Origin of the sequence: Intrasporangium sp. (genome assembly GCF_036566125.1) — a bacterium.
Taxonomy (GTDB): domain Bacteria; phylum Actinomycetota; class Actinomycetes; order Actinomycetales; family Dermatophilaceae; genus Intrasporangium.
In genome coordinates this window covers 1-11619 of sequence record NZ_DATCWX010000016.1, presented here as the reverse complement: position 1 = coordinate 11619, position 11619 = coordinate 1, and the positions used below count along the sequence as shown (strand labels likewise).

At 70.0% G+C, this 11619-nt stretch carries 7 protein-coding genes; 5 read left to right on the top strand and 2 right to left on the bottom strand.

All coding sequences use genetic code 11. From position 1 onward, the window contains the following. Positions 1-455 precede the first annotated feature (455 nt). The 3 genes from katG to VIR15_RS01050 all read left to right on the top strand — a co-directional run bounded on the left by katG (position 456) and on the right by VIR15_RS01050 (position 5243). Positions 456-2651, top strand: coding sequence for a catalase/peroxidase HPI (gene katG / locus VIR15_RS01060; protein WP_414654882.1), 2196 nt, complete (start codon positions 456-458; stop codon positions 2649-2651). Between the two features lie 214 nt (positions 2652-2865). Next, entirely contained in the window at positions 2866-3660 is a 795-nt protein-coding gene (locus VIR15_RS01055; RefSeq protein ID WP_331925615.1) for an enoyl-CoA hydratase/isomerase family protein, read from the top strand. A gap of 62 nt (positions 3661-3722) precedes the next feature. Continuing rightward, the gene (locus tag VIR15_RS01050; protein ID WP_331925614.1) at positions 3723-5243 is read left to right on the top strand and encodes a fatty acyl-CoA synthetase; all 1521 of its coding nucleotides are present in this window, start codon (positions 3723-3725) and stop codon (positions 5241-5243) included. A 113-nt stretch (positions 5244-5356) separates the two neighbouring features. Here VIR15_RS01050 and VIR15_RS01045 read toward each other — a convergent pair whose 3' ends face one another. After that, entirely contained in the window at positions 5357-6610 is a 1254-nt protein-coding gene (locus VIR15_RS01045) for an MFS transporter (RefSeq protein WP_331925613.1), read from the bottom strand. A gap of 78 nt (positions 6611-6688) precedes the next feature. Further along, the gene (locus VIR15_RS01040) at positions 6689-9088 is read right to left on the bottom strand and encodes an HAD-IC family P-type ATPase (protein WP_331925612.1); all 2400 of its coding nucleotides are present in this window, start codon (positions 9086-9088) and stop codon (positions 6689-6691) included. A 126-nt stretch (positions 9089-9214) separates the two neighbouring features. Here VIR15_RS01040 and VIR15_RS01035 point away from each other — a divergent pair, with 126 nt between their 5' ends. Both VIR15_RS01035 and VIR15_RS01030 read left to right on the top strand, forming a co-directional pair. Next, the gene (locus tag VIR15_RS01035; protein WP_414654883.1) at positions 9215-10582 is read left to right on the top strand and encodes an NAD-dependent malic enzyme; all 1368 of its coding nucleotides are present in this window, start codon (positions 9215-9217) and stop codon (positions 10580-10582) included. Continuing rightward, a partial coding sequence (locus VIR15_RS01030) for an MFS transporter (protein ID WP_331925610.1) occupies positions 10579-11619 on the top strand: 1041 nt, incomplete at its 3' end. The genes VIR15_RS01035 and VIR15_RS01030, both read left to right, overlap by 4 nt.

The following is an 11619-nucleotide window of genomic DNA, read 5'->3' as shown; positions in this document are numbered from 1 at the left end:
CTGTTCGGCCTGGTCGGTCTCCCGCTCCTGCCCCTCGCACTCCATCCATCCCTCGCGATGACCGGATTGTGCTTCATGCTGGCCAGCGCAGGAATGGCCCACCAGCTCGGCGGACGGCAGGCTTTCGTGGCCGCGGTTCCCCAATGGCCGACGCGGCCTCGCGTTTGGCCTGCTAGGCACCGGACTCATGGGCGGGCAGGGCATCGGCCCGATCATCGCCGGCTTGGTCGCGAACCGGCGGGGTACTGAACGCACCCGGCAGGGGCGTCCCAGTGGCGCCCAGAGCCAGCCCAGCGGCATACGGACATCTGGAGTCGTGTGGGCCGACTGGTCCCGCGCAGCGGGCCTCTTGTCCTTGCTGCCCTTCGCGGGGTGGGAGCAGACTGAATCTGGCGCCGAGGCCCGACGAGGCCGCCCGAGACCAGCAGCGAGTCCGACCACAGGAGGCGATCGACGTGTCCGAGCACGGCAGCGAGAGCGAAAACCCGGTCATCGAGGCCCCGACTCCGAAGGCTCGTCGGCCCCGGACGAACCAGGACTGGTGGCCCAACCAGCTCAACCTGCAGGTCCTCCACCAGCACGCCCCAGACTCGAACCCGTTGGACGAGGACTTCGACTACCGGGAGGCGTTCAAGCGGCTCGACGTCGAGGCCCTGAAGCAGGACGTCTTCGACGTGATGACGACCTCGCAGGACTGGTGGCCGGCCGACTACGGGCACTACGGGCCGCTCTTCATCCGGATGAGCTGGCACGCCGCGGGGACGTACCGGATCGAGGACGGCCGCGGCGGTGCGGGTGACGGCGCCCAGCGCTACGCCCCGCTCAACAGCTGGCCGGACAACGTCAGCCTCGACAAGGCCAGGCGCCTGCTCTGGCCGGTCAAGAAGAAGTACGGCGACGCCATCTCTTGGGCCGATCTGATCGTCTTCGCAGGCAACTGCGCTCTTGAGTCGATGGGGTTCACGACGTTCGGCTTCGGCTTCGGCCGGGAGGACATCTGGGAGCCGGAGGAGGTCTTCTGGGGACCCGAGGACACCTGGCTCGGGGACGAGCGCTACACCGGCGACCGGGAGCTCACCGGGCCCTTCGGCGCCGTGCAGATGGGCCTGATCTACGTCAATCCCGAGGGACCGAATGGCAATCCGGACCCACTCGCCTCCGCGCGCGACATCCGGGAGACCTTCCGGCGGATGGCGATGAACGACGAGGAGACCCTCGCCCTCATCGCCGGCGGCCACACCTTCGGCAAGACACACGGTGCCGGGCCGGCTGACCACGTGGGACCCGAGCCGGAGGCCGCACCGATCGAGCAGATGGGCCTCGGCTGGAAGTCAACCTATGAAACCGGGATGGGAAAGGACACGATCACCTCGGGCCTCGAGGTGACGTGGACCTACCACCCCACCCGGTGGGACAACGAGTTCTTCCACATCCTCTTCGCCTATGACTGGGAGCTCATGGAGTCGCCGGCCGGGGCGAAGCAGTGGCGGCCGAAGCACGGCGCCGGCTCGGACATGGTGCCCGGCGCCTTCGAGGGGGCGCCGCGACGCGAGCCGCGGATGCTCACGTCGGACATCGCGCTCCGGACGGATCCGGAGTACGAGAGGATCTCGCGCCGCTTCCTCGAGCACCCCGACGAGTTCCGGCTGGCGTTCGCCAAGGCCTGGTACAAGCTGCTGCACCGAGACATGGGCCCCGTGTCCCGCTACCTCGGTCCGTGGGTCCCGGAGCCGCAGCCCTGGCAGGACCCGGTGCCCGCGGTGGACCACGAGCTGGTCTCCGCCGACGACGTGGCCGCACTGAAGACCACGCTGCTCCAGTCGGGCCTCTCGACGCAGCAGCTCGTGTTGACCGCGTGGGCGGCGGCGGCGAGCTACCGAGGCACGGACATGCGAGGTGGGGCCAACGGGGCCCGGATCCGGCTGGAGCCGCAGCGCAACTGGGAGGTCAACCAGCCCGCCGAGCTGGCCACCGTCCTCGAGACCCTGGAGCGGGTCCAGGGCGAGTTCAACGACTCACAGACTGCCGGGAAGAAGGTCTCGCTCGCCGACCTCATCGTCCTCGGCGGCTGCGCCGCAGTGGAGCAGGCGGCACGGAACGCCGGCCACGACCTCACGGTCCCGTTCACGCCCGGGCGGACAGACGCGTCTCAGGAGCAGACCGACGTCGAGTCGTTCTCGGTCCTCGAGCCGAAGGCCGACGGCTTCCGCAGCTACCTGCGGGCGGGCGAGAAGCTGCCGCCGGAGACCCTGCTGCTCGACCGGGCCAACGTGCTGCACCTGACGGCGCCGGAGATGACCGTGCTCATCGGCGGGATGCGCGCGCTGGGCGCCAACGTCGGCGGGACGTCCTACGGCGTTCTCACCGATCGCTCGGGAACGTTGACGAACGACTTCTTCGTCAACCTGCTCGACATGGGCACGGAGTGGAGGACCTCGGAGACGACGGAGCACGTCTACGACGGCCGTGACCGCGCGACGGGCGAGGTGAGGTGGAGCGCCACTGCCGTCGACCTGGTCTTCGGCTCGCACTCCCAGCTTCGGGCGATCGCGGAGTTCTACGGCAGCGACGACGCGCAGGAGAAGTTCGTCAAGGACTTCGTCGCGGCGTGGGACAAGGTGATGAACCTGGACCGCTTCGACGTGACCTGATCCGGAGTGGCGGCAGGGCGCGGCCGGCTGGTTCGAGCGGGAGCAAGCCCAGCGGCATACGTGCGTCGTCCTCGCCGAGCGCGACGGTCACGTGCTCGGCGATGGACGCGCCTGCCCCGATAGCTCGGGTTCCACGAGTCGGACCCTCATGGGTCCACCCATGCGGGCCGTCCTAGCATCGGCGGAGGCGACGAGGCAACAGCGGGAGGCTGACATGGCGGGTCCGGAGCACGGTGACATCGAACCGCGTGGCGTGCGTTACGAGCAGCTGGGCCGCGTCGGCCACGTCGTGCTTGACCGGCCGGAGGCCTCCAACGCCTTTGACCTGCCCGCGGCCCATTCCCTGGGTGTGGCGCTCGACACGGTCGCGGCAGCCGCCGAACGCGGTGACATCGGTGCCGTGCTGCTCGTCGGTGCCGGCGCGCGCTTCTGCGCCGGGGGCGATGTGCGCTCGTTCGTAGCCGCAGACGACCCACGCGCCTACCTGCGCGACCTCGCGGCGACACTCGAAGCCGAGATCCGTCGGCTGTCCGAGCTCGCCCTCCCTGTCGTCGTGGCCGTCCACGGGAGCGTGGCGGGCGCCGGGCTCGCCTTCCTGCTCAACGCCGACGTGGTCGTCGCGGCGCACTCGACCCGCTTCACCATGGCCTATCCGGGGATTGGCCTCACCCCCGATTGCGGTGTCTCGTACCTCCTGCCGCGGGCCATCGGCCAGCAGCGCGCGCTTGACTTCGCCATGACCGGGCGGGTCCTCAGCGCGGACGAGGCGGCACAGTGGGGTCTGGTCACGCGCGTCGTCGCGGATGAGACGGTGACCCGCGAGGCGTTCGCGGTGAGCGAGTCGTTGGCGGATGCTGCCGTGGGCGCCCTCGCCGGCGCCAAGAGGCTGATCCGGTCCTCGTGGGAGGCCACCCGGGCCGAGAGCGCGGCGGACGAGGTCGAGACCATCGCCTCGGCCGTGACCTCTCCGGAAGCCCAGGAGCGGATCGAGCGCTTCGTGACGCGCTGACGGGCTTGGACCCGAGTGGACCCGCGCGCAGACAGACCACCCAGAACGAGCAAGGAGAACCCATGTCGCTCATGACGCGCAGCAGCACCGTCGACGGCATCATCCGCCGCAGCGCCAAGACGTTCCGGGATCGACCGGCCGTCATCTTCGGCGAGCGAACCCTCAGCTACGCCGCCCTCGACGACGCCGTCACGCGCGCCGCGGCCCATCTGCTCGACCTCGGCCTGACCAAGGGTGACCGGGTGGCGGCCTACGGCAAGAACTCGGACGCCTACCTCGTCGGGTTCCTCGCCTGCGCCCGCGCCGGGCTCGTCCACGTCCCGCTCAACTACAACCTGACGGGGCCGGAGCTCAGCTACCTCGTCACCCAGTCCGGGAGCCGGGCGATCCTCCACGACCCGGCGCTGGCGACGCACATCGACCTCCTCGACCCGGAGGCCCTCGACCAGCTCGAGCATCGCATCGCGCTCCGCGACGCCGACGTGTCCCTCATCGAGGTGGCGCTCTCCGGAGACATGCCGACGATCGATGTCGAGGTGAGCGACACCGACACCGCGCAGTTCCTCTACACCTCGGGGACGACGTCGCGGCCCAAGGCGGCGATCATGAGCCACCGGGCTCTCGTCCACGAGTACGTCTCGTGCATCGTCGCGCTCGACCTCGCGGCTGAGGACAACCCGCTGCATGTCATGCCGCTCTACCACTCGGCGCAGATGCACGTCTTCCTCGTGCCCTGGCTCGCCGTAGGCGCGACGAACACCATCCTCGAGGTCCCCGACGCGGCGGAGGTCCTCCGGCGGATCGAGCAGGACGGCCACCGCGCCTTCTTCGCGGCGCCGACGCTCTGGGTCGCGATGGCCAACCACGCCGACTTCGAGACGCGCGGCCTCGGCGGCCTCGTCAAGGCCTACTACGGCGCCTCGATCATGCCGGTGCCGGTGCTGAAGCGGATCCAGGCCAAGGCACCGGCGCTCGGCTTCTACAACTGCTTCGGCCAGTCCGAGATCGCACCGCTCGCGACGGTCCTGCGCCCCGAGGAGCATGCCGACCGCCCGGACTCCGCGGGTCGGCCGATTCTCTTCGTCGAGGCGAGGGTCATCGACGGCGACGGGAAGGACGTCGCCCCGGGCGAGACGGGCGAGATCGTCTACCGGTCGCCGCAGCTCTGCGATGGCTACTGGAACGACCCCAAGGCGACCGAGGAGGCCTTTGCCGGAGGCTGGTTCCACTCGGGTGACCTCGTCCGCATCGACGAGGAGGGATTCATCTTCGTCGTCGACCGGATCAAGGACGTCATCAACACCGGCGGGGTGCTCGTCGCCTCGCGCGAGGTGGAGGACGCGCTCTACACGCATCCGGCGGTGGCCGAGGTGGCGGTCGTCGGCGAACCTGACGAGAAGTGGGTCGAGGCCGTGACGGCCTTTGTCGTGCCCAAGGCCGAGGTGACTGAGGCGGATCTGGTCGAGCACGTGCGCGGGAGCCTGGCCTCCTTCAAGATCCCCAAGCGGATCACCTTCGTCGACACGCTGCCCCGCAACGCGTCGGGCAAGATCCTCAAGCGCGAGCTGCGCGGGAGCGCCTGACCGGGGGAGCGGCCGCGGGATCGCCGCGAGACTCACATCCTGCTCCGCCTTGCGGAGCAGGATGTGAGTCCGGCACCCCTGATACCGCCGCGTTGCCCCTGCTCACGGAAGCATCAGACCGGATCCGCGGCCGCCCTCTGCGAGACGCGTGGGCGCTTGGTCTCGAGCGATCGGGCCAGGGTGCGTCGGGCAGTCCAGCTGATCGCCACCGCCAGGGCGCCGGCAGCAACGGTCACGGCGTAGGCAGGCGTGTGTCCGCCCCAGTCGGCCAGGCGCCCGGCGACGGCCGCTCCGACGGCGTAGCCGAGCCCGGTCGCTGCAGCGAGCAGGGTCATCGCGGCCCCGGTCCGTGATGGTGGGGTGATCCGCTCGCCGAGCGTGAACGTCGTGATCATGTAGGGCGCGATGGACACGCCGAGGGCGAGCAGGACGGGGACGAGGGTCGGGATCGAGCTCACGAGCAGCAGCGGCGCCGCGAGCACGAGGAGCGACAGGGCGAACCACCGCAGCCGGTTCGGCAGCGGCCAGCTCGGGGGGAGCGCCGCCATGCCGAGCCCCGCGACCACGCTGCCCACGCCGAGCAGGGCCTGGAGATAGCCGGTGAGCCCCGCCTCGCCGGCGTCGGTGGCAAGCACCGACGTCCCGGTCTGGACCGAGCCGAAGACCGTCCCGATGACGAACTGGCTCACGCAGAGCACGACCAGCGCAGCGGTGAGCAGGCGCTCGCCGGAAGCCGGTCCGTGGCCGGTCACCGAGTGCGTGAGCCGGGCCGTGTCGTGCAGGGCGAACCACGTGCCGAAGGCCGCGAGAATGGCGGCCGCGACCCCGAGGGCCACGGTCGGGTTGGCCAGCGAGACGCCCAGCCCCACCAGGGCAGGCCCCAGGACGAATGAGGCCTCGTCTGCCGCTCCCTCGTAGGAGAACGCGGTCTCCACCAACCGCGGCTGCTGGCTCCCGGAGCGCGACGTGATGGGGCGCCAGCGGACGCGCGCCAGCGGGCCGACCTGGGGCAGGAAGAGGCCGGTCAGCCCGCTGGCGACGGCTGACCAGCCCCAGGGAGCCGACGAGTTGGCGACGAGGAGCAGCGCGGCGAGCCCAGCGGCACCGGCGAGCGACTGGAGGGCGACGACGCGTCGCTGGCCGAACCGGTCGGCCCAGGCACCCCAGAACGGCGCCCCAACGGCATTGGCGATAGCGAGCGCACCGGCCGCGGCACCACCCGCACCGTAGCTTCCGGTCGTGCCCGCCACGAGAAGCAGGGTGCCGAGCTGGCTCATGGCGAGCGGCAGCCGGGCGACGAAGGCGACGACGACGTAGACGGGTCCGGTCAGGCCGAACAGCCTCCGGTAGGAATCAAGGGGTGACACGAGCGGCTCCAGAGGTGCGCGAGATGGGTGCGCACCTTCCCGCCCAACAGGCACGCGGAGCCCTTTGCCGGGACCATCCTACCGACGCCCGACGGCCCACCGGTGCAGCACCTCGATGAGCCCGGCCCCGACGACGCCAATGCCGAGCGACGCCCAGACGAGCTCGGCGGGAGCGTTGAAGCCGAAGAACTGGTGGCCGATCGGGAGCACGAAGGCGAGCACGGCGAGCGCCGCCATGGTGCCGATGAGGACCGCCTTCCACCAGCGGAACGGGCGCGCCAACACGACGAGGATCCAGAAGAACACGACGAGGAGCGTGATCGTCGCCCCGGTGCTCGGTTGGATACAGGCCAGGTCGACGCCCACGTCCCCGGGCTGGGCGATCTCACATCGCGTCGAGAACTCCTCCGGGGGCACGCCGTAACTCCGGCCGGCCAGGACGTAGGACACGAAGACGGCGAGCCCGGCAATGAACCCCGCAGGCACGGCGAACCGCAGGATCCGACCGAGGAACCCGGGCTGGTAGCGACGCTTGTTGGGCCCCAGCGCCAGGAAGAACGCCGGAATCCCGATGGTCAGGGTCGACACCAGCGTCAAGTGGCGAGGCAGGAACGGGAACGGCAGCGCGGTCAGGGCGGCTGCGACGATCGCGAGCAGGCTCATCGCGTTCTTCGCGACGAACAGGTTGGCCACGCGCTCGACGTTGCCGATGACCCGTCGGCCCTCGCCCAGCACCTTGGGCAGGTGGGAGAAGCGTCCGTCGAGGAGGACGAGCTCAGCGACGGCCTTGGTGGCCTGTGCCCCGTTGCCCATGGCGACGCCGATGTCGGCGTCCTTGAGGGCGAGGGCGTCGTTGACCCCGTCGCCGGTCATCGCGACGACGTGCCCGTCCGCTTGCAGCGCGTGGACGAAGGCCCGCTTCTGCTCGGGTGACACGCGCCCGAACACCGTGGTCCGGGCCACGACCTCACGCAGCTGCTCGAGGTCTTCGGGCAGCGTCCGGGCATCGACCGGTTCACCCGCGTCGAGCCCCACCTCGCGGGCGACCGCTGCCACCGTCTGCGGGTTGTCGCCCGAGATGACCTTGATCCGCACACCCTGCTCTGCGAAGTAGCCGAGCGTCGCCCGGGCATCGGGCCGGATCTGCTCGCTCAGCGTCACGATCGCCGCCGGGGCGAGGTCCTCCGGGAGGACCGGCTCGTCGAGGTGCTCGGCGCTCCTGCAGAGGAGCATGACGCGTCGCCCGCGCCGCGCCAGCTCGGCGACGTCGTCGCGCAGGGGGTCGCCATCCGCGAGGAGGACCTCCGGAGCCCCGAGCACCCAGGTCTCATGCTCCTCGAAACAGGCCGCGCTCCACTTGCGCTCGGAGTTGAACGGCACGGTGCCGGTGCGGTGCCAGCCGGGAGTCGCGAGCGCCGCCCCGATCGCGGCCAACGTGCCGTTTGCGTTGGGGTCGTCCGCGAGCGCTCCTAGCGCACAACGGACCTCATCTCGATCCGAGCCGCGGACTGGCTTGACGTCGTCGAAGGCAATCTCCCCGACGGTGAGCGTGCCGGTCTTGTCGAGACAGACGACGTCGACCCGGGCCAGCCCCTCGACGGCGGGGAGCTGTTGCACGAGGACCTGGTCCCGCGTCAGCTGGACCGCGGCGAGGAGGAAGGCCACCGATGTGAGCAGCACCAGGCCCTCGGGGACGAGCCCGACGACACCGGCCGCGGAGCGGAGCACGACGCTCTGCCAGCCCTGGTCGCCGACGACCTGCCACTGCGACCAGATCTGCAGCGGCAGGGCGAAGGCGATGACCCAGGTGATGTAGCGCAGCAGGGTGTTGATCGACGACTGGATCTCGGAGTACGTGCGGGTGAACTTCCTCGCCTCGGCTGCGATCCGGTTGACATAGGCGTCGGGACCGATCGCCTTCGCACGGTAGCGCCCTGAACCGGCCACGACGCTGGTGCCCGAGAGGATCTCGTCACCGGCAGGGTGGTGGACCGGGTCGGACTCGCCGGTGAGGTTCGCCTCCCCGAGCTCGAGCCCCTCCGACGTGAGCAGGACGCCGTCGGCGGGTACCTCGTCGCCGGCGCGCAGCTCGATGAGGTCGTCGAGGACGACGTCGCGAGTGGGGATGACCACCGTCTGCCCGTCGCGGACCACTCTGGTCGTCGGCGCGTTGAGCAGGGCGAGGCGGTCGAGTTTCCGCTTGGCGAGGTACTCCTGCACGATCCCGATCGCCGAGTTGACGACGAGGACGATGCCGAAGAGCCCGTCCGCCCACGACCCGGTCGTCATGACGAGAACGAAGAGCGCACCGAGGATCGCGTTGAAACGGGTCAGGACGTTGGCCCGGACGATCTCCCCGATCGACCGGGACGTCCGCTCGCCGACCTCGTTGACCTGGCCACGCGCGACCCGCTCGGCCACCTGGGCGGAGGTCAGCCCCGTCGGGTGGTCGACGTGCACTCCCCCGGTCGTCGTCACACGCTCATTGTCGTATGCCGCTGAGCTCGCTTCCCGAGCAACCCTCACTTCCGCTCGTGGGACCATGGGCGGGTGACTGAGTCGATCCAACGTGCCCGAGCAACCACCGCGTCCTACTCGATCACGATGCGACTCCACACGGGGACGGACCCCGCGGTCATCGGGGAGCTGGCCACCAAGGTGGCTGCGAGCGGCGGTATCACGACCGCGCTGGACGTCGTCGACTCGCACCCCGACTCCCTCGTCATCGACCTCACCGCGTCGGCTGCTGACGGTGAGCACGCGACCGAGCTCGTCGAGGCCGTGGAGACGCTCGAGGGCGTCCGCGTCCACAAGGTGTCCGACCGTGTCTTCCTGCTCCATCTCGGCGGCAAGATCAGCGTCGAACCGAAGGTCAACCTGCGCAACCGGCAGGACCTCGCAATGGCCTACACGCCCGGTGTCGGCCGGGTCAGCCTGGCGATCGCGCAGCAGCCGGAGGACGCCCGGCACCTGACCATCAAGGGCAACTCGGTGGCCGTCGTCACCGACGGGACCGCGGTGCTCGGTCTGGGCGACATCGGGCCCAAGGCGGCGCTGCCCGTCATGGAGGGCAAGGCGGCCCTGTTCAAGCGGTTCGCCGGCATCGACGCCTGGCCGATCTGCCTCGACACGACCGACGTCGACGAGATCGTCCGCACCGTCGAGCTCATCGCACCCGGGTTCGGTGGCATCAACCTCGAGGACATCGCCGCCCCGAAGTGCTTCGAGGTCGAGCGCCGGCTGCGCGAGCGCCTCGACATCCCCGTGTTCCACGACGACCAGCACGGCACCGCCATCGTCGTGCTCGCCGCCCTGACCAACGCGCTGCGCGTCATCGACAAGAAGCTGCCCGACGCCCGGATCGTCGTCTCCGGTGGCGGGGCCGCCGGGTCGGCGATCGTGCAGCTGCTGCTGGCAGCCGGCGCGCACGACGTCACGGTCTACGACCGGATCGGCCTGCTGCACCGCGAGGACGACCGGCTCACGCCCGCGTGGCGGTCGCTGGCGGAGCAGACCAACCCTCGCGGCATCTCCGGCTCGCTGCGCGACGGGCTGCAGGGGGCCGATGTGTTCATCGGGGTCAGCGCGCCGCGCATCCTCGACCCGGCGTGGATCGACGAGATGGCGCAGCAGCGGATCGTCTTCGCCCTGGCCAACCCCGACCCGGAGGTGGACATCCACGAGGCGACCAAGCACGCCACCGTCGTCGCGTCCGGTCGCAGCGACTACCCGAACCAGATCAACAACGTGCTCGCCTTCCCCGGGGTGTTCCGTGGCCTGCTCGACGCCAAGGCAAGCGATGTGACGACGGAGATGCTCATCAAGGCCGCAGAGGCCATCGCGTCGGTGGTGACGGACGAGCAGCTCAACCCGAACTACATCATTCCCAGCGTCTTCCACCCCGACATGAGCAAGACCGTCGCCAAGGCGATCGTTGACTCCGTGCCGAAGGTGTCCAGCACGGAGAGATGAGCCTCGACTTCGCCCTCGACGGGCGCAAGGCATGGGCGGTCTGGCTGGCCGCCATCTCGGTCTACGTCCTTGCGGTCTTCCATCGCACCTCGCTCGGCGTGGCTGGACTGCAGGCGGCGGAGCGCTTCGGCATCAGCTCCGCGGCGCTGTCGACCTTCACCATCGTCCAGGTCTTCGTCTACGCCGCGATGCAGCTGCCGGTCGGGGCGCTGCTCGACCGCTTCGGCTCGAAGCGGCTGCTCGCCGTCGGCCTGACGCTCATGACGGCGGCGCAGCTCGTCTTCGCGTTCGTCGACTCGTACCCGGCTGCCCTGGCGTGCCGCGTGCTGCTCGGCATGGGCGACGCGATGGTGTTCATCTCGGTGCTCCGGCTGGTTGCGCTCTGGTTCTCACCGCGCCGGACCCCGATGGTGACCCAGCTGACGGGCCTGCTCGGGCAGCTGGGGGCGCTCGCGGCGGCCGGCCCGTTGGCTGCTGCGCTGACGACGTTCGGCTGGACGCCCTCGTACGCCGTGGCCGCCTCGCTCGGGGTCATCACCGGCATCCTGCTCGTCGTCATCGTCAAGGACAGCCCCTACGCCGACCACCACCGCGACGAGCTGCGGCTGCGAGCGCTCGGGCGCACCCTGAAGCAGGCCTGGCTGGTCCCCGGCACGCGGCTCGGGCTGTGGAGCCACTTCACGTCGCAGTTCGCCGCCAACATGTTCACGATGCTCTGGGGGTTCCCCTTCCTCGTCTCGGGACAGGGCCTCAGCGCACGGACCGCAAGCATCCTGCTCATGACCATGACCGCCACGTCGATGGCGACTGGTCCGCTCGTCGGGACCCTGGTCATGCGCTACCCCTTCTCGCGAAGCACCCTCGTCATGTGGATCGTCGTGGCGGGCGTGGCCTCCTGGGCGGCGGTGCTGCTCTGGCCGGGGAAGGCACCGTTGTGGTTGCTCGTGGTCCTCGTTGTCGTCATCGCCGTAGGGGGCCCGGGCTCGATGATCGGCTTCGACATGGCTCGGACGTTCAACCCGCCGACACGGCTCGGC